The following is an 18,911-nucleotide window of genomic DNA, read 5'->3' on the forward strand; positions in this document are numbered from 1 at the left end:
AAAACTTTAGTTTTGGGAAAATGCGTTAGGACAAGCCAGTGGGAGTTCGAGCGGATAATCAATGATATATATCACTGGAGATGGCGCTACTACGTAGAGCTTTACATCGTCCTCTCTAGTGCTGTAAATTAACGCCTTTGCTACTCTAACATATGTCGTATTTGGGGGCGGAGAGAGACCTAACACAGGCGGTTTGTTAGTAGATTTCCACACGTCATAATAATGCCGGAAGAGACTATCACTAATTGGCACAAGCGCCTTAGTCTCTAGCCAAGGCAATATGTCTATCGAATGTCTTATTTTAATTTCGTACAGATACGCCAATGTGCCACTTGGCAAGAGAGTAGGTCTACACCATTTGATATCTACATATAGTTGATAGACCACATTTCTCTCCCGTCCTAACACCTTATGGCCAAGTGGAAACAACAATGGATATTTGACAACAGACCCGTTGTAGCTAACTGTTATATTTACTACTCTAACTCTTGTAATATTTACATACTCTCTAAATATTTCTATATTTTGGGTATAATTTAATGAATTAAGGCTTTGATTGAGGTAAAGTTTTACATTATATAGTTGATCTATAACATCTATATTAGATATATGTGGCACATGTAGCGTGGCATATACAATAGCAAAAACCACAAAAGCCAACGTAATTATTCCAAAAGCTGTTGACCACATATCACCACTTGCCTATCTTTGGCATTTCGTCGTCACAACTTACGTAGACAATTCCTCCCACTACATAGATATACATTGGGTCACACACAATCTTTTGTCCTACTTCAAGAGGCTCTCCTCTGTAATAAGCCCATCCAAATTTTACAACAGCTTTAGTGCCTAAGTAAAGTACAGCTGAGTCATTCTCCTGAACTATTACATACCCGCCCCTTAGCTTTAATTTACAACTAGAACAGGCAGGTAGTGTAACAACACCCTCTCTTAAAGGGAAGAGAGACGAGATAACTGCCGTAGTTAAGACGGCAAGACCTACAAAAACCAAGACATCTCTTACAAAATGCATGTTATGGACAACGGTATTGTACCAATAGCCAACGTCCGCGTGAGGTGATTCCTATTGGTATACAATAGGGCTTTGTCTCTGTTTTAAAAGGCGGTGGACACCAAAGCCCAGTATATGGGTCTGGGCCAAGCTTAACCGTATAGTTGGCATAATTTACGCAACGATATCCACCAGGATATACTTCAAATATTGCAACTAGAGCGCCGGGTACACCCATGGCTTTTCTAAATTCCTCTACATCCAGCCCCTCATACTCTACCGCATATAGTCCAGAGACTGAGCTATAAACATAGATATGTCTCGTCGGCAATTCTTTTGACGGCGCTATTGGTACTTCGACGACATTTGTAAATATAAACGGCTTTAGCACCGCTGCCGTATACACGACTAATATAGAGAGGGCAATTACAAAGACGTACGCGGCAATAAAATCTTCCATAGTCTTAACCCTCTAAACGACGCCTATAGATGAAGAGAAATATCACTATTGCTGTAAGCGCGATTACAAGCAGATAGATTGTGGAGTTCCCCCCTTCTTGTTTTTCTAGAGTGTTCTGACTTAGTTGAAGATACGCTTTACTTAAGTTTGTTAGTTTTAATGAAAGAGCTTTATTTAACTCCTCTAGTTCTGCCAATTTTCTCTTTAATATCTCATTTTCAGAAATACACATCTGTAAATTTGTAGATAGGGCTGTTACCATGTTTTCTCTCTGTCTAAGCAACTCCTCTAGTTTTTGTTTTTGTATACTTAATACATCTATCTGGTTCTCAAGTTGAGCTAGTAGAGTACTCGTTTTGTTATATTTTACTGAGTATTGACTAAGTTGTATTTTCATCTCCTCTATTATCTTGTCAAGTCTGTATATCTCCTCAATTAACGTTAAGTTGAAGCTGGGGAATTTGAAAACGGTCTTCGTCCTCCTATCTAAATACCACCCAGCCGGGATGTAGCCGGCGTACGTTCCAACCGGCGTTATAACAGTGATATTATCTGCATTCATAAATTCGACATAGCCTCTATACGCCATAAACCTCAGTGGGAGCCACCCTAGCCACATCCACAGAGTGCCATCTTTAGAACAATAGACATCGGCTAGCCATAGCTTTCCATTTGCAGTGACGTTTTTTACATCTAAAGCAATATATTTACACTGTTCAATTAGGTATTGATAGGCCGCTTTACTCTCGGCGCTAGTGCCATTAAAAACTACGCCGATCTGTGTCACATATATAGTGTCTCCATCTAAATACACTAGAAAGTGTGTAGCGTTGTAAACATAGGCTTGGCTTAATTGTGCATAAGGCGGAAGCCAACTCACTATCTGACCCCACGTCGCTACCGTCAATAACAAGAGTATGTAGATCTTGTCCATGAAAAAAGAGAGGAAGTTAGTGGAAAAACCTTAGGATATTCCTACTGTTACAACTCCCTTAGCTATTTGGATAGATTTTCCGCTATTTGCATCTATTGCATAGACCACGTATGTATATTGGACACCTGACTGTAACGTAGCTGTAAATCTACAAGTAGCCGATTGGCCTGCGACTAGGAGCAAATTAGTAGAGGGGACATTTGTTTGTATTTGGCTGTTTTGTGCAACAATACAAGAGCCGACGATAGGCGCGCTTAATTGTCCGCCCGAGGGCCCATATCTAACGTATACTGCAGACACTTTGCCGTTAAGAACTTCTACTGTTACGTCAAACCCCCCTCTGTCTGCCGTAACAATGGCATTTGCTCTTAACGACTCGGCAGCAGATTTGCCTATACCTTGAAATGTCAACACGCCTATGACACCGACGATTATAAACGCGGCTGCGATAAGCAGAGACTCAACGGTCGTAAGTCCTCTAGCTTGCATAAAGACCTTTGCGACAATAGTGGAAAAACTTTAGATTAAGAGAGCTATGATATGTTGTAATACGACGCCTACAGCGCCTCCCAACATTGTCGAATAGTGTATACCAAGAGGCAGTAAGAACACAGAGATGTAGCTGGCGGCAATGAGAGACATTGCAGTTGTCAATACTTGTCTTACTTCGTCGTAGGGGGGTGGGAGGAAAAACGGGTTGTAACTTACGTCTATACTTGCCAAGTGTTTTACAGCAGATGACACAGCCATAGAGAGAATTATTACTGCCACAATAAATAAGGCGAAATATGCAGAAGATAGCCTTGCCATACGTCTAATAGATGTAGTCTCTATGTCAATTATCGACTGTATGTATTCAACTGATTTAATAGCTGTTGAACCCCCAGCCTCTACTATGGCTTTATACATCGCCTTAGCTAATACAAAATAACGAGAAGGCACATAATAGCCATATGCTATTTTGGCTGCTGTTTTAAAAACTCCCATTAGTCTACTTAATATAAGCTCAGGCGGCGCCCCCTCTTTAAGCATAGCGGCCACAGATCTTAACATCGGCGGAACTTCCCTCCTTATGTTAAACCACCACAATCTATTTCTGATCTTTAGCCATAGCCATGTTGTTAAACTAAAGGCTAAAAAAGCTACGGGAAGATTCCACAACATGGCTATAGTCGCAATACCAATTCCTAAAGGTATAGACCATTCATAGGTCTTCCATATGTCTAAATCTGTCGGAGTTATAACAATCGCCATGATCCCCAACGCCATAGTTATGCCATAGACTAACGCCAAGAGGATGAGGGGATCTATGACAAGTATGCCTATTGCCCAGAGAAATAAAAGAAAAAGAGGTAGTAAGAATATTGCACCTAATGAAGAGGCGATAGACTCATACAACCTCATTTTAGCCTCAATTTTTGAAGACGCAAGCGCCTTCATGCTTTCTAAAAACGAATGTACAATCGTAGATCTGTCTACTCCAGCCTCTTCTTGTGCTAAAGCGTATCCAACCTGTCTAGCGACATCCTCCTTATCCTCCAGAAAGAGAGAAGATGGCGAAGACATTAGAGAGGATATGAAAAGCCGACGCGACTCTTTTTCATCAAGTTCGGCTACGTTAAAAGATGTATATTTTAAAGCTTCTGAACCAGAGACTGCGCCTAGATATGTCGCAAAAATAGGCGCTGACAAGATGTAGAAATCTTCTCTACGCATATAAGTGTCAAAGCTTGTGATGAAAAAACTTACAATAGATTTGACAACACCTCTCTTATATGCGCTAGCTTTCCAGCCTTTTCTACGGCCTTCGGCATTTCTTTCACAACTCTTTCAGGAGACTCCCCTGATGTCACTCGACGTATGATATAGTCTATAGCCATGTCTAAGTGTTTCGATAAGTCAAGCGCTTTGGCAATAATATGCCAATCTTCCTCCTCTAGCCAAATGCCATGTTTTGCAAGTTTTAATACCGCTTTGAAAAATCGTTTTTCATCTACGCCTAGCTCTTTAGACAACTCACATATCCACCTGGCCGTTGAAGCCGTAAGCCCCTTCTTTATAGCTTTCTTTTCTATCATCTCCTCTTGTTCAATAAGAGTAGGGCTAGTTTGATATATGGATCCTCTCTGCTCTGCAACATGTTTAACAAGACTTCTGGCGGTAGCGCCGATATGACTTTATCTGCAATATCAGAAGGCATCTCTACAAGCGCTTTGACTAGACATTCTTGCCAACTCTCCTCTCTTTTAGTCTCTATATTTTCGCCTTCTCCATATGCAATAGAGTCTATAGCTTCTGCCAAAGATTTTCTTTTTAACATCATGTATCACGCCGTATAGTTATGAGATAAAGTTTATACATAGCCAAAACGTTTTGCCTCTTCAAAAAGCAAAGCTTTAAAATCAATACGATTTAGCCATATCATCTCCTCTATTGTCTTTCTAGCAATAAGGAAATCGTCTATTTCAGACGCTTTTAACAAAGCCTTTACTCTCAACGCAAGCTCGCTCTTTAAGTCAGTTTTATACATCTCTTTGACATATGCCGAAATCTTAGGCGTCAGCTCTACAACATCTCTTACCTCAACACTCCCCCTGGTTACTGTCACCGCCCTTGCCTCTTTTACAAATCTAGCGCCGGCTATTGCGGACAGTTGAATTACTAATATGCCGTCAAGACCCTCAGGCGGAGCTTCAGCTTCTATAATACGAACCACGGCGTCTTTAACTGTGTCTGCGTGTATTGTCGTCAAAACGCCGTGGCCTGTCAATTTATAATTAATCAACGTCTTTAGTTCGGCCGGCGTTCTAGCTTCGGCTAACGCAATAATTGTATGTATAGTGCCATATCTCAAAGCCTGGTCTAAAGCCGCCCATAGCTTATCTTCGTTTGGCACAGACAAATGTAATAACTGCCCTTCTAACGGAGCCCAAATCTCGCGGGCGCCTCTCTCTATTACCACCACTTGAAACCACGGCGGAATTAAGTAAAGAAGTTGATTTAGCTGAGTTGTCTTTCCTGAGCCCATGCCGCCTGAGAACATCACACTTCCTTTGGTCTCCATTATTAATGAGGCAAATGCCAATAACTCAAGACTCTCGGGGTTTACCACATCTACATCTCTAGTCTCGTTATTGACTTTTGGCTTTAAGACATACGGCTTTAATAATGCCTTAGATGGTTTAGGATATGACGAAATCTTACGTATGTTTACATTATACTCAAGTAAATCCGCAGCTATCCTCGCCCTGTAGATGGGGTCCTCTCTCGTAAGCATAGGTCTGTCCATAGTTAACGAAGGCAACAACTGTTTGACGACGACGTACATCAACGGCTCAGGTATCACTATATTCGTCGGCAGACGTATTTCATTTCTAACAGCAATAACCCGCCTGTACCTCCCTAATTCTATCATTTGAAATCTTAAATATTCTAGCTGTTCTTTTAGATTCTTAGGCACATAGGTATATTTAGCGCTTGGCGCCACAGACTGCGGAATTACAATCTCTGTCAACATGGGATCTCTCATCAACGTCTCTAACGCACCATAGCCCATGTAATCCCGCGCTCCTGACCAACGATCAAGGAGGTAATGTACTACATCTCTATAATCTTTGTAAAGAGACCATATAGTTCTATCTCTAAGGCCTTCGGCAATAGATTTCATAACCCTTGGATATTCTCTCTCATCGGGAGGTACAGCACCTCTAAACATAACTAGAAGAAGCGCTGTTTGTAAATCGTCTGGAATCTCTGGATCTATCACTACATACATTAGGTCTTCTGTAATACAGACGTCAGTTCTAACGCCACGGTCTACAATTACACCCTCTTTACGTAGCCAACATCTAGATCTTAATGTTTTATCTGTAGACGCGTATATCATGACAATTTTATTCTAGTTAGAATATTATCAATAGACTTCCTATTATCTCTATCTCGTAATATTGAACTAGCAATAGACTCGCCATAATAATCGTTAATAGTCACCCTCTTTAAGACAACCGGAGCTATCTTCTTAGCCATCTTAAGCTCGTCTTTTTCTACCATATTTACAACTACTAGAGTAGAATACGCCATATAACGCCTATAGTGTTCGGCTTTTATATCGGAAATTCGAGAGATTAAACGTCTATCTGCCATAAAGATGTTGAATACTCCAAAACTTTGCAACTTAGATAAAAGTTCTGTTCTTAACGCAGCTGACGTGTCTATTACTACCGTGTCTACTGGAATTTTTAGCTTACCGATAAATTTCGGCATGTAGCTCACCCACTCAAGCATTGCCTCAACATAGTCTTTAACTACGTCTTCTCCAAACCTTTGGTATAGCTCAAAAGCTTCATAGCCCGGCATTAAGTAGAGTATTGGCGATATCTTATGCACATACGGAAGGCCGCCCTTTAAAAAAGGCGCAAGCCAGCCTGGCTTTTTGGGGACTCTAAAGAGTTGTGAGAGATCTGCCTTTTCCCAATCCATATCTATTAACAATGTATATCCCTTAGCCACAGCTAAAACGCTTGCTAAGGTAGTCTTACCAACTCCGCCGTCGAGAGAAGTAATAACGACGAGTTTTACCGGCCTCATATTAGTTCAACAAGCTTTTTATATACCAGCGAGATAGCTGCTTGTCTTAAACTCTCGCTATCGGCAATAGGCCCAACTTCTTTTTTCAACTCTTTCAGTATATAAGAGGCCACCTTCTTATCTGATAGGCTATCTAGTTTTATCAGAGATGGACGAAGTTTAATACCTTTGCCCTTTATATTTAAAAGTGCTATCCTTACAGCAATACATAAGTCCTTATGTCTAGAGTAAAAAACATCCTCTTTACACATCTCTTGAATCTTCTTTAACAGAGTTAAGGTATGTATGTCAAGCATAACATATCTGTAATCTCTCGGGGTCTTCTACCACTTTTTTTACAACTTCGATAAACTTACTATCTACTTCTATCTTATCTCTAAGGACTCTTACTAATTCACGTAGGACAAGCTCCTGAGACGTAAAGACAGAGACTGGCTTATTCCTATTTCTAGCTTCGACTTTCTTTAGGGCATTAACAATTACAAGCGGGTCTTCGCAAATAAGGGGATACTCCTCACAGAGACCGGCAAAACGCACAACCTCTGGATTTATTTGGAAAAGTGGTAACTTTTCTACTAGTAGTGCAAATTCTATTAATGTCTTTACTGCAGCTTTTATATCTCTTTTATTAAAGTTCTTTATAAAGGTGGCAACAGGACAGTTAAGGGGTCTTGGCTTAACTCTCCCATAGACTATGTTAAGACCTCCAAATGTCGCTGCTATATATATCACTATGTTGTCTCCAGACTTGCAGAGATGTTCTATATCTTCAGGATCTGCCATATACGCCTCCTTTAGTAAATACACGCCGTTTGGCGGAAGGCCCCAGTACATCTTCCACCCCTCACCAAGTACATCTATGACATCTTCTAGTAGGGGCTTCATATCGTCACGTTGATACGTACAAAACTTCGGCGCCTTGGTTTTTTGTACAATACGGCATTTCGCACCTTCTGCTTAATATAGCATCTATATGCGCCATTCTCCCAGTATCAAGCCAGTAGAGCCACTCAGCCAGATGTTTATTATGTCGATCTCTCCACCTACTCCAAGCAACCCACGCATAGCCGCGTTTTGCTAACTCTCTCAACTGGGCAGGAAATGCTTTTCTAAAAACCTCCAGAGGCTTATAACGCGGTATATCAGAGATCCAATGAAATAACGATGACGCTCTATTTCTCCACACATACCTACGGCTTGGTTTGTCTAAAGATGTAAGTAGATAACATGGCGAGGCTTGGATTCTAACGTCTAGGCTTGTATCATTTTGCACATATGGCCATTTCGTACGTGCACCAGGCGAGAGGTAGCCGCTTTCAATAAATAACATCCATTCATCTCTATAGTGACCGCCTATTTCCAGCCCTCTAAGGCCTATGTTTACTGCGCCTGGATTTTCCACCGAATAACGAACTAAGTCGTCTATATCTCGCGCCACATGTCTAAACCTTCTAATTAACTCTCCGATAAACTTCTCTCCTAGTAACAAAATCCAGGCGTCTGGATCTCCATGTAAGAATATACATGGGTCTACCCTTGGCTTATACACATAATTACTATACTTTTTAAAAGCATATTAGGAGCGATTAGTCTCCTCAACTCTCTTATCACACTTTCGTCTGGAAGTCTCATCCGCTTGACGATTTTGTTGTCCACGATGAGACCCACCATGATGTTGTGGTCAAGGCGGTTGACATCGACGACGATAGCCTTGGACTCCACTGGCATTACTTCTCTAGCGAAGATGGGGGCGACGTATAGCTTGTCTTAGGTCGGCTTTTTCTTGCCCTTCCGTCTTCCTACGCCCAAGAACGCCTACTTGAGTCTGACGCCCTCTTCCAACCGTTTTCTGATCTAAGAGATGTCGCTCTTCTTCAATTTTACAACAAACGGCGGTATGCCCAACTTCCGCACTCTGAGAACGCCGCCTGCGAGATCATAAAGCTGGCAAGCCGCGATCGTAGTTGACGCAGTGGGGGACGAGACGTATTTGGCGAAGAAGCAAAGCGGCGTCTCAGACAACTGGGGGCTAGAAACAACCCCCCGGCCATCACCACCCAACTCCAACTACACATGAACGACGCTTGGCCCCCCGGCGGCAACCTACGGCCACATAAGACCCCCCGACACACCCAAAACAGACCCCCCAAGCCCCCCAGAGAAAGGCCAAGAGAGAGGTGGGGAGATACACAAAACCCCTATGGTATCTCAACTTAAAAAAATACAGTTGTGGTACGACGTGCGCGGTGTAGTTTTGCCACTTCGACATGAAAAAATCTTGCTATTAGCAGATACCCACGTTGGTTACGAAGTTGAACTTAGAAGAGAAAGAGGGATAAACATAATCAGTCAAACTAACAGACTGGTAGAAAAGATCCTAGAACTCGCGGATTTTCATAATGTCTCTTCTGTTGCAATTCTTGGCGATGTAAAACACGAACTTCCCATCCCGCGGGAAAGCATAGACGAAGTTAAGACATTTCTCAGAGCTATAGCAAAGAAAGTCCCCTTGCTTTTGATACCTGGAAACCATGACTCATTACTACAGGAAATAGCAGCTGACATAGAAGGTGTCGAAATTACTTCAGCACACGGAGTGTTGCTCAATAAGTTTCTACTTCTCCACGGCCATGTAAAACCGGCGGCACAAGACTTAGAAAAAGCAGAAGTAATCGTGATGGGACATACACATCCTGCTGTCGTAATTAGAGATGAGATCGGATACACAGTTAAAGAACCTGCAATACTTAAAATATACACATCTCGCACAAAACTTTGTAAATCTCTATACGGCGAGCCTTGTAAAAGAAGGGGTAAGATAAGCATAGTTATATTGCCGGCCGCTCACCCACTTATAACTGGAGTAGACGTTAAAGAAATACCACAACTAATCTCTAGCGGACGCACAATTCTTAAACACATAGAGTGGAACGCAGAAAATATAGAAGTGTATCTTACAGACATGACATTCTTAGGAACTCTTGCTGATTTACAAAACGTAGCATAACACAATTTTTCGCCTCGAGATGAGATCATCAACCCTCAGGCGCTGCCCGCTACGCACATCTACGCATCATAATATTCATAGTGTTTTAAATATTTTAAATAAAAAAGATGACAGCCTTACCAATGTGGCAAAAGCTATATCTTGAGCGTATCTCCTGGCTTCATTAGATAGACTTTTACACGTGAAATAGCTTCTACCCGCGATTTGAAATCTTCGGGATCTTGTTTTATAAGTGGGAATGTATTATAATGCATCGGCACAACTTTTTTAGGTCTTAACAACTGTACAGCTATTGCGGCTTCACGCGGCCCCATGGTGAAAACACTTCCAATCGGCAATAAAGCCACGTCTATGTCGTACAACTCTGCTATAAGTTCCATATCTTTAAAAAGCCCTGTGTCGCCGGCATGATAAACAGTGCCCTCAGGCGTTGCTATTACAAAACCAGACGGTGCGCCTCTATTTGCTGTATGTAAAGCTTGAGTCATATATATCTCTACGCCATCGCCTAACTTAATAGTACCGCCGATGTTCATAGGCAGAGTTTGAGCCTCGGGTATACCCTTCTCAGCCACCTCAAGCGTTAGCTCATAGGTGCCAACAATAGGCGCTCCAGTAGCTTTACTTATATCTATGGCATCGCCTAAATGATCAAAATGATCGTGTGTAACCAATATATGGGTTGGCTTTAGATTTTTTACGTCCTGTAGCGAAACCGGCGAAAGAGGATTGGAGATCCATGGGTCAATTAATATCTTTAAACTACCGCTTTCTAGTATAAACGCAGCATGACCGAACCATCTAATTTGCATATAGCGTACAAGTCCCGAATTAATAAAATTTCTCACTTCTTCCTAAGATCTAACCGCAACACGCGAGCATGAGGAACGTATATTTTTACCGAAAACACCCTTTCTACCTCTTTAATAATTTCACTAAGAATCCTCCATTCTAACGGCTTTACTAGATATATCTTTACATGGTATGTATCTGACGCAGGCGAGTAGCTCCACTTGACATACTTAACAGATCCCATACCGGCTCTTTTAGCTAAATCTACTACCTTCTCAAGTTCCTTCACAGGTTATTGCATATTGCGAAGTTTATAAATAGTGTTGAAAGAAGTTTTCGTTACTTTTCAAGCCGACGAAGACTAACCTGTCTATAAACGTTCATTGTCTCTCTTAATGATGAAATCCTCCAGTTTGGCCGTAAAGAGAGATTCTATAAACGTCCTTAAGTCCATCGCTTTTTCGTACTCGTCCCGCCCTACCCTGTCTCTAATCTCTAGAACTTTCCAAGGGTTCCTCCCATATTTAATTAAAAGTAAAGCCTTGCCTCCGGCTCGCTTGGCAAATTCAATTAAGCGCTCTAGCTTTTCAGTCTCTATCTTAATTGACGTATGTTTAGACCTATATTTAACTTCAAATACTAAGACGGTCCCCCGACATATAACTACTAGATCTGGCACATACCTCTTTCTAACGCCACCTCCTGATGAACAGCCGCGTAATACAGCACAGCCACGTTCCCATAGGTAGTTTGCCAATTCTCTCTCCTTTGCAGAACCCTTTCTCTTTGTGTTCATAGTATCTCTATCTCTTTATATGCATTGCATAATAGTCTCTCTACGATGTCACACCTTTCGCATTCACATTCCATACCTCCCTTGACTACCTGTTCCACAAAAAGTGGGTCAAATCCTCTGACGTCTAGTAGCACGCCATCTATAGCTTTCCCAACAAGTACTTCAAGCTCAGACTTATTTCTCGCATAGTAAATTCCACGTCCTCGATATTCAACCGCATGATATATCGGTATTATATTCCTCCTTCTTATAGAGAGACCCCATATATAAATAGGCAAGTCTAGCCTAATTTCGCGTGCAAGAGATAGCCAGAGTCTACTTCTAGTTTTTAAAACAACTCCTTGACTTGCTTTGCGGATAGCAGTATAAAGACAGCGTAGATCTTCTGACACAAGAGGAATCACTCTGTGATCGTAGGCTTCGCACGTCGGCACGACCTGTACAAGGTCTACATCGAGGATTCTCTCACTGTATAAAAATATCACAACTCTTCCAACTCTTCCTCTTCCTCTCTGCCACCCTCCTCTATATATAGTACACCTAGATCCTTCAGCTGGTTGTAAAGTTTTTGAACGGCCGTAGCAACATCTCTCTCTGACTTAGCCCCTGTACAGACAATTTTACCAGAGCCAAATATTAACATGACAACTCTAGGCGATGACATCCTATATATAAGGCCAGGAAATTGCTCTGGCTCATACATAGCATTCTCTAGCATCAATACTGCCTGCTCCAAATCGACTTCAGCATGTAGATTACCGCTAGCTACAATATTCTGTACCTGAACTTCAGGATCAAACGGAACCTCGGCGCCGTGGTCTCTGAGCAACTTCACTAATGCTCTAACTGCGTTTTTTAAATCCTCTTCGTTTTTTGCGCCTGTGCAAACCATTTTGCCCGTGCGGAAGATCAACGCAGAAATCCTAGGTTTTGTTAACCTGAGGATTAAGCCAGGAAATTGATCTGGGTTATATTCTGCCATTGCAAGTCTTTCGGCGAGTTTCTCCAAGTCTAATTCCACACCTAGATTTACCGTTGCCACGATATTCTCGATACGATAAGTTGGTCCGCCAGACTCCATATGACAATTTATAAACCTCTATTTAAATATGCTTGGTTTAAAACAGTATAGTTCTCAGGAAAATCCCGGCTACAGAAGCCGCGAGAATTATATTGCAAAGGTTTTTTATAGGGATACTTGTTTTAGCTTATGGGCGGAAAGAAAAAGCCCACATTAAGCCAACTTGCCAAAAAGGCTGAAAAAGAAAAAGAACAACAAGTTCAAAAGTCAAAGAAAGAGACTAAAAAAGAGGAGACACAAACCAAAAGGACAATACAAATACTTGACGAAAAGCTGTTTCAAACTATTGCCAAGGATATTCAGAATATGAGAGTTATCACGCCATATGAAATAGCTTCTAAATATGGTATTAAAATGTCGGTGGCGTTTAAAATATTAAGAAACTTAAGCGAAAGAGGGGACTTAGTCTTGGTCTCTAAAGGCCATCGAACTGAGATATATATACCTAGGAGGAGCTAGAGTGGCAATTCTCCACGTCTAATTTGTCTCTTCAAATTCACTACCCCCTCCTCCTTTAAGTCTATCAAATCTGCAGATCTTAAGATTTCTAACGCGGCTCTAACTACTCTGCCTTCTACCTTTGTCATTCTTGCAATATCTTCTATTAGTCTTAATACGCCTACGCTAGGATATACGGATAAGTAGTTAAACAAAGTGTTTATTACACTGTCTGCCTTTGCCTTATCTACTTTTGCCTCTTCTGCCAGTAATGTAGTGAGTTTATCTAGACTTATGCGCTCCTCTTTTACAAGCTCTACCTTAGTTTCACTCTTAGGTTCCTTAGACTCTACAGACTTAGACTTGTCACTCTCTAATTGTACTTGGACTCTAGAGGATCTAAGGTTCTCCAACTTAGGTTGTTGTAGAGTCTTCTCCTGTTTAAGAGCCTTAGGCTGAGCTTGTTTGGACTTTGATGTAGATAAAGACTCAGCAAGTTGTAGAACTACATTGCCAAAGATAACCTCAGGCCCCGAGGGTAGACACCCGATCTTTATGCATATTATAGTCTTTGCAAGAACTCCAAGTGCCTCTTGTTTGATTTTTCCGGCTTTATACAACTCTGAGAGCACTAAATTTACATATGACGTCGTTTTAAAAGCCTAAGCCTCTTTAGCTTCAACAAGTCTCCAATATGCTATTTTACCCCTCTTAATCTCCTTCACTACATTTTCTTTCTCTAACAACTTTAGTATGTAAAACACTTGAGAGTGACTAAGCCCTGTTAACTGAATAAGTCTACTGGTGGTAAGTTCACCGTACATTTTGAGATATTCTATAACCTGTTCCTTCCTCTCAAAGATCTTATCTGTTTGTCTTCTCGGCATGTAAAAAGTAATGTACGCTATTTTTTCACGATGGTTTAAGTAGCGTGTTATTCAAATAATTTTATCATTTTACGCATTTTTAGATACTGCGCATAGTCTATGTATATCTTGTCACGCAACATCTGCTCCACAGTAGGCACGTCCGTTTTTTGTCTTTCTAGAATTGTATCTGTGACAGTAAATACATATGCATTAGACCCAGCACCGCTTCCAAACGGCACAAGTAATATTTTGTCTCCGGGTTTGGCCATGTCAAGGATCTTGGCAAATCCCATTAATGCTGAGGCGTTATACGTATTGCCTATGTGTGTAACTACAATTCCTGGCTTTACCTTCTCTATAGGAATGTTTAACATCGATGCTACACGAACTGGAAATCTGCCATTTGGTTGATGAAATACCGCATATGTAAAGTCAGAGGGCTTATATCCATATTTTTCCATGAGACCTCTAGTAGCTCCTATAATGTGACGAAAATATGCAGGCTCCCCTGTAAAACCCTCTCCGTGCATAGGATATGGTGATCCCTCTCTTCTCCAAAAGTCGGGCGTATCCGATACAAACGAATACGCAGCCTCCAGCTCTGCGACTATACCATCTCTCCCCACAATTAATGCAACCCCTCCACTGCTGGCAGAGTATTCTAAATGCTCGCCGGGCTCTCCTTGCGACGTATCCGCACCTACCGTCATACCATATTCAATTCTACCAGATTCTACAAGCCCCATAGCTGCCATTAGGCCCTCGCTACCTGCCTTACATGCAAATTCCATATCGACAGCAAACACGTTATTGCTAAGCCCCAACGCGTCTACTAGTATAGAAGATATTGGCTTTACGGCATATGGCTTAGATTCCGTACCGACATAAATCGCCCCTATACGCTTTGGGTCTATCCTCGCCCTCTTCAAAGCTCTCTTAGCAGCCTCAACCGCTATGGTTACAGCATCTTCGTCTATTCCCTCTACACTCTTTTCATCAACAAGATACAGATCTACAATTCGTAGAGGGTCATCACCCCAGATTTTAGCCACCTCCTCTGTCCTAATCCGGTATTTTGGTATATACGCGCCCCAACTTACTATACCAACGCGGCTCATACCCCATCAACCGGCCTAAACTTATAACCATACATGACAAGCCCATATTTCCCATCTACCATAACCCTACGAAATACAGCTTCTACTTTCGCTCCTTGCGTGAGCTTTTCCGGCTGAACATCTACTATCTGGCCTACTACCTTAACGCCATTAGAAAGTTCGACAAGCCCTATTACTAAGGGCTTTTGTTTGAGAAAATCTGTGCCAACCTGATACAATACTGTAAACTCCACGAGTTTTCCCTCATGCGGAAGTTCAAAGTCTTCCAACTCCTTAGAACCACATCGGCATTTTATAACTGGCGGAAAGTAAACTGCACCACATTTTTTACATCTCTTAGCTACAAGACGATAGTAATGAGGGATATTTCTCCAGTATATTGGCACTGACTCGTGTTTCATATTAACACATTATCACTCTCTTTTTATATCTTGTCATACTCCAACAACGACAACTGTCGACACTTTATCAACACCCCCCATATTGTGCACCAACCCATAATCTCCGTCTACACGTTTGAATTCTCTGCCTATAAGTTGCCAAGCAACCTCCACTAATTGGTAAACCCCAGTGGCGCCGAGTATGTTACCTCTGGATTTAAGGCCGCCGCTGAGATTAATAGGTAAATCGCCTTCTCTTATAGCCGCTAACGCGCCACCTCTTTTTACAAAACCGAGACTCTCTAGTGCAAGTATACCAAATATAGAGAAAGAGTCGTGTACCTCCGCCGTCGCTATATCTCTGGGAGTGACTTTTGCTTTTTCAAGCGCTTTTTTCGCTGCCTCTTGTGCGCTATAGAGGATGTCATAATCTTGCCTTAGGTTAAATGGTATGGCGTTTGTAGAAACAGATGCCGATAGTATGCGTGGACCATCTTTTTTGTTGTTACACAATACGGCAGCTGCAGCACCGTCTGCGAGGGGGCCAATATCATATAGGCGCAATGGCTCACTGACAAGCTCACTATTAATGGCGTCTTCAATTTTTATCTGCCTTCTAAGATATGCGTAGGGGTTGTTTGCACCATGTTTATGCATTAACACCGCCCACTGTGCCAACTCTTCATACCTGTATTCATACTTTCTCAAGTATACCTTTGCCATTAATGCCGCATATGCCAACGGGGTAATACCGAAGTATCTCTCAAAATAGGTATCAAGAGTTGTAGCGTAGATATCTTGTTGTTGGTTACTTAATACGTCGTTTGGCTTATCGACACCCACAACAGCGACACAGTTGTACTCCTCCGATTTCAAGACATGATGCGCCAAAGCTATGGCAGCCCCTCCAGATCCATCGCCGTTTTCTATTCTAAATACGGGTATTTTATCAAGACCGAGAGACTCCAGTACATACGCGCCCAAGATCTGCTGTTTGTTTGCAAGCTCGGCAGTTGATGATGCTATAAAAACGGCTTCAATATCTGTCTTTGCTTCTGCTAATGCTTTGTCTAAAACTTCTGCAGCCATGTCATCAATATTTTTACCATAATGTCTCCCCGCGGGATATAAGGCCCCTCCTACAATGTATACGTCTCTCATCGAAGAGTTATAAAGCCAACTTATTAAAATGTTTTTAATGGAAGTTAAGTTACACGAGTTTGAAAAAATATATGGCGACGCCAATAAAGCAGCCGAGGCAAGACGCCAGTTTTTAGAGAGAGTAACAGGTGTAAAGTTGGAAAATATAGGCAAGACGACGATAGATCTAAACACTGTTGTCGGAAAAAATATAGAAAACGTCATAGGGGCTGTGCAGATACCAGTTGGCGTCGCAGGCCCCTTATTGATAAAAGGCGATTATGCAAACGGCCATTTTTACATCCCGCTCGCAACTACTGAGGGGGCGCTTGTCGCCTCGGTAAACAGAGGGGCAAAAATAATTACAGAGTCTGGTGGTACTAGGGTAAAAGTCTTAAAAGATGGCATGACCAGGGCGCCTTTGTTTAAACTACAGTCAGTTATAGAAGCCATAAAATTTGTAGAGTGGGTATATCAACATTTTGACGAATTGAAAAAGGTAGCAGAGTCTACGACTAAACATGGGAAATTAAAAGAAGTACAACCCTTTATAGTTGGGAATTACGTGTGGCTAAGATTCGTCTTCTCTACGGGGGACGCCATGGGTATGAATATGGTTACTATAGCCACAGACGCTATTGCGAAATATATAAGTGAGAAGTTCCCTGAAGCAAAACTTGTGGCACTTAGCGGAAATATGTGCGTTGATAAAAAAGCCAATGCTGTGAACTTTATATTAGGTAGAGGTAAAACTGTAATAGCAGAGGCGTTGATAAAGAGAGATGTATTGAAAAAATTTGGAGTCTCTCCTGAAGATGTTCACAACGTAAACGTCGAGAAAAATCTCATAGGCTCGGCATTAGCGCATTCATACGGTTTTAATGCACATTTCGCCAACATTATAGCAGCAATATTTATCGCAACAGGGCAAGACGTAGCACAAGTTGTTGAGTCTAGCATGGGCATAACGACGACTGAACCTAGAGAAGAGGGCTTATACATATCTGTATTTCTGCCCAGTCTAGAAGTCGGCACCGTAGGTGGTGGAACAGGGCTACCTACGCAACGAGAGGCTTTAGAACTGTTAGGGGTGGCAGGCCCAGGGAACCCGCCTGGCACCAACGCTCTAAAATTTGCGGAAATTGTAGCCTCAGCGGTGTTAGCTGGGGAGCTAAATCTGCTTCTGGCTCTTACACGAAACGAATTGGCTTCAGCCCATCAAAGATTGGGTAGAGCTAAAGGGACATAGAGAACTTTTGAGTTTAAAAAGCTAGATACTAAGATTTGAGATGGAAAAATGGAGTGTTTTTGTTTTGCCTTTAGTTAATCCTCTTCTTTCACCTTGACTCTACGTCCTGGACAGACAGTGATGAACCGTCTCTCTTCCGGATATGGAAGATTATACCACTGGGTTAACGTCGTCGAACTCCTCCTCCACTGTCTTAATCCACCGTAGATATGTTTTCCTATCTCCGCTTTCGTCGCTCTGCCTCTGCTCTAGGTAAGTCTCATCGCGCATCTTGTCAACAACAAAGACGATGTTGTTTCTCTAAGGCCTGAGTCATTCTTATAACACCAGCGGCAGTAACTTAGCTTTTTCCCAGAGCTCTCTCTTTCCCGTGTATCACACCCCCAGCTCTGGGGTCTGATTATCACAGGGGCTGTCGCTAAGCCCAGACAATTCAGACTCTCTTGCCCGGGGTCAAGACCCTTCAGGGGCTGCGCACAATGGAGGAGGACTAGAGCTAAGAAGTAATGCTTTGGCTAATTCTATGGGCAAATTGACGTATTTTTGGTAATAAATTCTCTATGTGCCAAAGAGGATTAACAAACACAATTAACCAACCTTTCTTATTAGGAAGTTCGAATATTCCAACTTTATAATTGGCGTACTTTATGGTGACATAATTAAGTTCACCTAAATTTTCGTCATGATTCTGCTTTATTATACTTATTATCTCAATGAGGTTTGACACTTGCCGTAATGTTTTTGCAGTAAGAGTATTAGGCAAGTGGTGTATAAGCGGTACACCTCGCTCGTCGAGTATCGTCACACCGTGTATAGCCTCATTTATAATCTCTGTGATTATAATCCGCTTTAAATCTGTAGCAACAGACGTCCTATTATCCGTCTTATGTGGAGAAACATAAATTACCACGTAACTTCAATAAGGTATAGTTTATAAGTTTTCGTAGAAGTAAAAACAGCGACTTAGGTTAAATTCTGACGCAAAAATTTGAAGCCGTGGCATTCAGCCTTATCAGAATGTTGGCACATATCTTGTTCTTAACATCAT

29 protein-coding genes are annotated in these 18,911 nt (G+C 41.8%); 3 read left to right on the plus strand and 26 right to left on the minus strand.

Features of this window, described 5'->3' with window-relative positions; translation table 11 throughout:
• Positions 1-6: 6 nt before the first annotated feature.
• The 15 genes from ACZ49R_RS04990 to ACZ49R_RS05060 form a co-directional block, all read right to left on the minus strand.
• Entirely contained in the window at positions 7-690 is a 684-nt protein-coding gene (locus ACZ49R_RS04990; protein ID WP_464733977.1) for a hypothetical protein, read from the minus strand.
• Position 691: 1 nt separating this feature from the next.
• Positions 692-1,033 carry a hypothetical protein gene (locus ACZ49R_RS04995; RefSeq protein ID WP_464733978.1) on the minus strand — a complete coding sequence of 114 codons (342 nt, stop codon included), beginning with the start codon at positions 1,031-1,033 and terminating at the stop codon, positions 692-694.
• 1 nt (position 1,034) lies between these two features.
• On the minus strand, positions 1,035-1,472 hold the full coding sequence (locus tag ACZ49R_RS05000) for a hypothetical protein (protein ID WP_011762625.1): 438 nt from the start codon (positions 1,470-1,472) through the stop codon (positions 1,035-1,037).
• Between the two features lie 4 nt (positions 1,473-1,476).
• Positions 1,477-2,406, minus strand: coding sequence for a hypothetical protein (locus tag ACZ49R_RS05005; protein WP_464733979.1), 930 nt, complete (start codon positions 2,404-2,406; stop codon positions 1,477-1,479).
• 30 nt (positions 2,407-2,436) lie between these two features.
• Positions 2,437-2,895, minus strand: coding sequence for a hypothetical protein (locus ACZ49R_RS05010; protein WP_011762623.1), 459 nt, complete (start codon positions 2,893-2,895; stop codon positions 2,437-2,439).
• A gap of 30 nt (positions 2,896-2,925) precedes the next feature.
• Positions 2,926-4,122 (minus strand): hypothetical protein, encoded by a 1,197-nt coding sequence (locus ACZ49R_RS05015; RefSeq protein ID WP_464733980.1) that lies wholly within the window; start codon positions 4,120-4,122, stop codon positions 2,926-2,928.
• A gap of 29 nt (positions 4,123-4,151) precedes the next feature.
• Positions 4,152-4,484, minus strand: a complete 333-nt coding sequence (locus tag ACZ49R_RS05020) for a hypothetical protein (RefSeq protein ID WP_464733981.1) — start codon at positions 4,482-4,484, stop codon at positions 4,152-4,154.
• Positions 4,481-4,729, minus strand: a complete 249-nt coding sequence (locus ACZ49R_RS05025) for a hypothetical protein (RefSeq protein WP_464733982.1) — start codon at positions 4,727-4,729, stop codon at positions 4,481-4,483. Before ACZ49R_RS05025 ends, ACZ49R_RS05020 begins: the two co-directional genes overlap by 4 nt.
• A 30-nt stretch (positions 4,730-4,759) precedes the next feature.
• A complete protein-coding gene (locus tag ACZ49R_RS05030; RefSeq protein WP_464733983.1) occupies positions 4,760-6,292 on the minus strand; it encodes an ATPase, T2SS/T4P/T4SS family in 1,533 nt (510 codons plus the stop codon).
• Entirely contained in the window at positions 6,289-6,993 is a 705-nt protein-coding gene (locus tag ACZ49R_RS05035; RefSeq protein ID WP_464733984.1) for a nucleotide-binding protein, read from the minus strand. The genes ACZ49R_RS05030 and ACZ49R_RS05035 overlap by 4 nt, the downstream gene beginning before the upstream one ends.
• Positions 6,990-7,289, minus strand: coding sequence for a hypothetical protein (locus ACZ49R_RS05040; protein WP_464733985.1), 300 nt, complete (start codon positions 7,287-7,289; stop codon positions 6,990-6,992). The genes ACZ49R_RS05035 and ACZ49R_RS05040 overlap by 4 nt, the downstream gene beginning before the upstream one ends.
• Positions 7,282-7,878 carry a hypothetical protein gene (locus tag ACZ49R_RS05045; RefSeq protein WP_464733986.1) on the minus strand — a complete coding sequence of 199 codons (597 nt, stop codon included), beginning with the start codon at positions 7,876-7,878 and terminating at the stop codon, positions 7,282-7,284. The genes ACZ49R_RS05040 and ACZ49R_RS05045 overlap by 8 nt, the downstream gene beginning before the upstream one ends.
• A gap of 4 nt (positions 7,879-7,882) precedes the next feature.
• Positions 7,883-8,542 (minus strand): hypothetical protein, encoded by a 660-nt coding sequence (locus ACZ49R_RS05050; RefSeq protein ID WP_464733987.1) that lies wholly within the window; start codon positions 8,540-8,542, stop codon positions 7,883-7,885.
• Complete coding sequence (locus tag ACZ49R_RS05055; protein WP_464733988.1) at positions 8,524-8,721, minus strand: hypothetical protein; 198 nt, start codon at positions 8,719-8,721, stop codon at positions 8,524-8,526. Before ACZ49R_RS05055 ends, ACZ49R_RS05050 begins: the two co-directional genes overlap by 19 nt.
• Positions 8,722-8,847: 126 nt before the next feature.
• Positions 8,848-9,060, minus strand: a complete 213-nt coding sequence (locus tag ACZ49R_RS05060) for a hypothetical protein (RefSeq protein WP_464733989.1) — start codon at positions 9,058-9,060, stop codon at positions 8,848-8,850.
• 172 nt (positions 9,061-9,232) lie between these two features.
• On the opposite strand from ACZ49R_RS05060, the gene ACZ49R_RS05065 reads away from it, so the two are divergent.
• Positions 9,233-10,000, plus strand: coding sequence for a metallophosphoesterase (locus ACZ49R_RS05065; RefSeq protein WP_464733990.1), 768 nt, complete (start codon positions 9,233-9,235; stop codon positions 9,998-10,000).
• A gap of 134 nt (positions 10,001-10,134) precedes the next feature.
• Here the strand turns inward: ACZ49R_RS05065 and ACZ49R_RS05070 are convergent, their stop codons facing one another.
• The 5 genes from ACZ49R_RS05070 to ACZ49R_RS05090 all read right to left on the minus strand — a co-directional run bounded on the left by ACZ49R_RS05070 (position 10,135) and on the right by ACZ49R_RS05090 (position 12,669).
• Positions 10,135-10,812, minus strand: coding sequence for a metal-dependent hydrolase (locus ACZ49R_RS05070; protein ID WP_464733991.1), 678 nt, complete (start codon positions 10,810-10,812; stop codon positions 10,135-10,137).
• 32 nt (positions 10,813-10,844) lie between these two features.
• Positions 10,845-11,081 carry a hypothetical protein gene (locus ACZ49R_RS05075; RefSeq protein ID WP_464733992.1) on the minus strand — a complete coding sequence of 79 codons (237 nt, stop codon included), beginning with the start codon at positions 11,079-11,081 and terminating at the stop codon, positions 10,845-10,847.
• Between the two features lie 81 nt (positions 11,082-11,162).
• A complete protein-coding gene (gene hjc / locus ACZ49R_RS05080) occupies positions 11,163-11,588 on the minus strand; it encodes a Holliday junction resolvase Hjc (protein ID WP_011762557.1) in 426 nt (141 codons plus the stop codon).
• Positions 11,585-12,073, minus strand: coding sequence for a hypothetical protein (locus ACZ49R_RS05085; RefSeq protein ID WP_464733993.1), 489 nt, complete (start codon positions 12,071-12,073; stop codon positions 11,585-11,587). Before ACZ49R_RS05085 ends, hjc begins: the two co-directional genes overlap by 4 nt.
• Complete coding sequence (locus ACZ49R_RS05090) at positions 12,070-12,669, minus strand: TATA-box-binding protein (protein ID WP_464733994.1); 600 nt, start codon at positions 12,667-12,669, stop codon at positions 12,070-12,072. Before ACZ49R_RS05090 ends, ACZ49R_RS05085 begins: the two co-directional genes overlap by 4 nt.
• Positions 12,670-12,798: 129 nt before the next feature.
• Between ACZ49R_RS05090 and ACZ49R_RS05095 the strand changes: the two genes are divergently transcribed.
• Complete coding sequence (locus ACZ49R_RS05095; RefSeq protein ID WP_464733995.1) at positions 12,799-13,128, plus strand: 30S ribosomal protein S25e; 330 nt, start codon at positions 12,799-12,801, stop codon at positions 13,126-13,128.
• Here ACZ49R_RS05095 and ACZ49R_RS05100 read toward each other — a convergent pair.
• From ACZ49R_RS05100 to ACZ49R_RS05120, 5 genes are read right to left on the minus strand one after another with little or no spacing between them, the layout of a single operon-like run.
• Positions 13,125-13,739, minus strand: coding sequence for a hypothetical protein (locus ACZ49R_RS05100; RefSeq protein ID WP_464733996.1), 615 nt, complete (start codon positions 13,737-13,739; stop codon positions 13,125-13,127). The genes ACZ49R_RS05095 and ACZ49R_RS05100 overlap by 4 nt on opposite strands.
• A 30-nt stretch (positions 13,740-13,769) precedes the next feature.
• Positions 13,770-13,994: a FaeA/PapI family transcriptional regulator gene (locus ACZ49R_RS05105; protein WP_011762562.1), complete on the minus strand. Its 225-nt coding sequence runs from the start codon at positions 13,992-13,994 to the stop codon at positions 13,770-13,772.
• Positions 13,995-14,041: 47 nt separating this feature from the next.
• On the minus strand, positions 14,042-15,094 hold the full coding sequence (locus ACZ49R_RS05110) for a hydroxymethylglutaryl-CoA synthase (RefSeq protein ID WP_464733997.1): 1,053 nt from the start codon (positions 15,092-15,094) through the stop codon (positions 14,042-14,044).
• Positions 15,091-15,495, minus strand: a complete 405-nt coding sequence (locus ACZ49R_RS05115; RefSeq protein ID WP_011762564.1) for a Zn-ribbon domain-containing OB-fold protein — start codon at positions 15,493-15,495, stop codon at positions 15,091-15,093. The genes ACZ49R_RS05110 and ACZ49R_RS05115 overlap by 4 nt, the downstream gene beginning before the upstream one ends.
• Positions 15,496-15,528: 33 nt before the next feature.
• Entirely contained in the window at positions 15,529-16,635 is a 1,107-nt protein-coding gene (locus ACZ49R_RS05120; RefSeq protein WP_464733998.1) for a thiolase family protein, read from the minus strand.
• Positions 16,636-16,663: 28 nt separating this feature from the next.
• Here ACZ49R_RS05120 and hmgA point away from each other — a divergent pair, with 28 nt between their 5' ends.
• Positions 16,664-17,863 (plus strand): hydroxymethylglutaryl-CoA reductase (NADPH), encoded by a 1,200-nt coding sequence (gene hmgA / locus ACZ49R_RS05125; RefSeq protein ID WP_464733999.1) that lies wholly within the window; start codon positions 16,664-16,666, stop codon positions 17,861-17,863.
• Between the two features lie 496 nt (positions 17,864-18,359).
• Here the strand turns inward: hmgA and ACZ49R_RS05130 are convergent, their stop codons facing one another.
• Entirely contained in the window at positions 18,360-18,773 is a 414-nt protein-coding gene (locus ACZ49R_RS05130; protein WP_011762567.1) for a hypothetical protein, read from the minus strand.
• Between the last annotated feature and the right edge of the window lie 138 nt (positions 18,774-18,911).

Source organism: Pyrobaculum organotrophum (genome assembly GCF_055384425.1).

What these genes read in the sequence shown, in the direction of transcription:
- ACZ49R_RS04990 (WP_464733977.1), bottom strand. Translation starts at nt 690, where the DNA reads ATGTGGTCAACAGCTTTTGGAATAATTACGTTGGCTTTTGTGGTTTTT.
- ACZ49R_RS04995 (WP_464733978.1), bottom strand. Translation starts at nt 1,033, where the DNA reads ATGCATTTTGTAAGAGATGTCTTGGTTTTTGTAGGTCTTGCCGTCTTA.
- ACZ49R_RS05000 (WP_011762625.1), bottom strand. Translation starts at nt 1,472, where the DNA reads ATGGAAGATTTTATTGCCGCGTACGTCTTTGTAATTGCCCTCTCTATA.
- ACZ49R_RS05005 (WP_464733979.1), bottom strand. Translation starts at nt 2,406, where the DNA reads ATGGACAAGATCTACATACTCTTGTTATTGACGGTAGCGACGTGGGGT.
- ACZ49R_RS05010 (WP_011762623.1), bottom strand. Translation starts at nt 2,895, where the DNA reads ATGCAAGCTAGAGGACTTACGACCGTTGAGTCTCTGCTTATCGCAGCC.
- ACZ49R_RS05015 (WP_464733980.1), bottom strand. Translation starts at nt 4,122, where the DNA reads ATGCGTAGAGAAGATTTCTACATCTTGTCAGCGCCTATTTTTGCGACA.
- ACZ49R_RS05020 (WP_464733981.1), bottom strand. Translation starts at nt 4,484, where the DNA reads ATGATAGAAAAGAAAGCTATAAAGAAGGGGCTTACGGCTTCAACGGCC.
- ACZ49R_RS05025 (WP_464733982.1), bottom strand. Translation starts at nt 4,729, where the DNA reads ATGATGTTAAAAAGAAAATCTTTGGCAGAAGCTATAGACTCTATTGCA.
- ACZ49R_RS05030 (WP_464733983.1), bottom strand. Translation starts at nt 6,292, where the DNA reads ATGATATACGCGTCTACAGATAAAACATTAAGATCTAGATGTTGGCTA.
- ACZ49R_RS05035 (WP_464733984.1), bottom strand. Translation starts at nt 6,993, where the DNA reads ATGAGGCCGGTAAAACTCGTCGTTATTACTTCTCTCGACGGCGGAGTT.
- ACZ49R_RS05040 (WP_464733985.1), bottom strand. Translation starts at nt 7,289, where the DNA reads ATGCTTGACATACATACCTTAACTCTGTTAAAGAAGATTCAAGAGATG.
- ACZ49R_RS05045 (WP_464733986.1), bottom strand. Translation starts at nt 7,878, where the DNA reads ATGAAGCCCCTACTAGAAGATGTCATAGATGTACTTGGTGAGGGGTGG.
- ACZ49R_RS05055 (WP_464733988.1), bottom strand. Translation starts at nt 8,721, where the DNA reads ATGCCAGTGGAGTCCAAGGCTATCGTCGTCGATGTCAACCGCCTTGAC.
- ACZ49R_RS05070 (WP_464733991.1), bottom strand. Translation starts at nt 10,812, where the DNA reads ATGCAAATTAGATGGTTCGGTCATGCTGCGTTTATACTAGAAAGCGGT.
- hjc (WP_011762557.1), bottom strand. Translation starts at nt 11,588, where the DNA reads ATGAACACAAAGAGAAAGGGTTCTGCAAAGGAGAGAGAATTGGCAAAC.
- ACZ49R_RS05090 (WP_464733994.1), bottom strand. Translation starts at nt 12,669, where the DNA reads ATGGAGTCTGGCGGACCAACTTATCGTATCGAGAATATCGTGGCAACG.
- ACZ49R_RS05095 (WP_464733995.1), top strand. Translation starts at nt 12,799, where the DNA reads ATGGGCGGAAAGAAAAAGCCCACATTAAGCCAACTTGCCAAAAAGGCT.
- ACZ49R_RS05105 (WP_011762562.1), bottom strand. Translation starts at nt 13,994, where the DNA reads ATGCCGAGAAGACAAACAGATAAGATCTTTGAGAGGAAGGAACAGGTT.
- ACZ49R_RS05110 (WP_464733997.1), bottom strand. Translation starts at nt 15,094, where the DNA reads ATGAGCCGCGTTGGTATAGTAAGTTGGGGCGCGTATATACCAAAATAC.
- ACZ49R_RS05115 (WP_011762564.1), bottom strand. Translation starts at nt 15,495, where the DNA reads ATGAAACACGAGTCAGTGCCAATATACTGGAGAAATATCCCTCATTAC.
- ACZ49R_RS05120 (WP_464733998.1), bottom strand. Translation starts at nt 16,635, where the DNA reads ATGAGAGACGTATACATTGTAGGAGGGGCCTTATATCCCGCGGGGAGA.
- hmgA (WP_464733999.1), top strand. Translation starts at nt 16,664, where the DNA reads ATGTTTTTAATGGAAGTTAAGTTACACGAGTTTGAAAAAATATATGGC.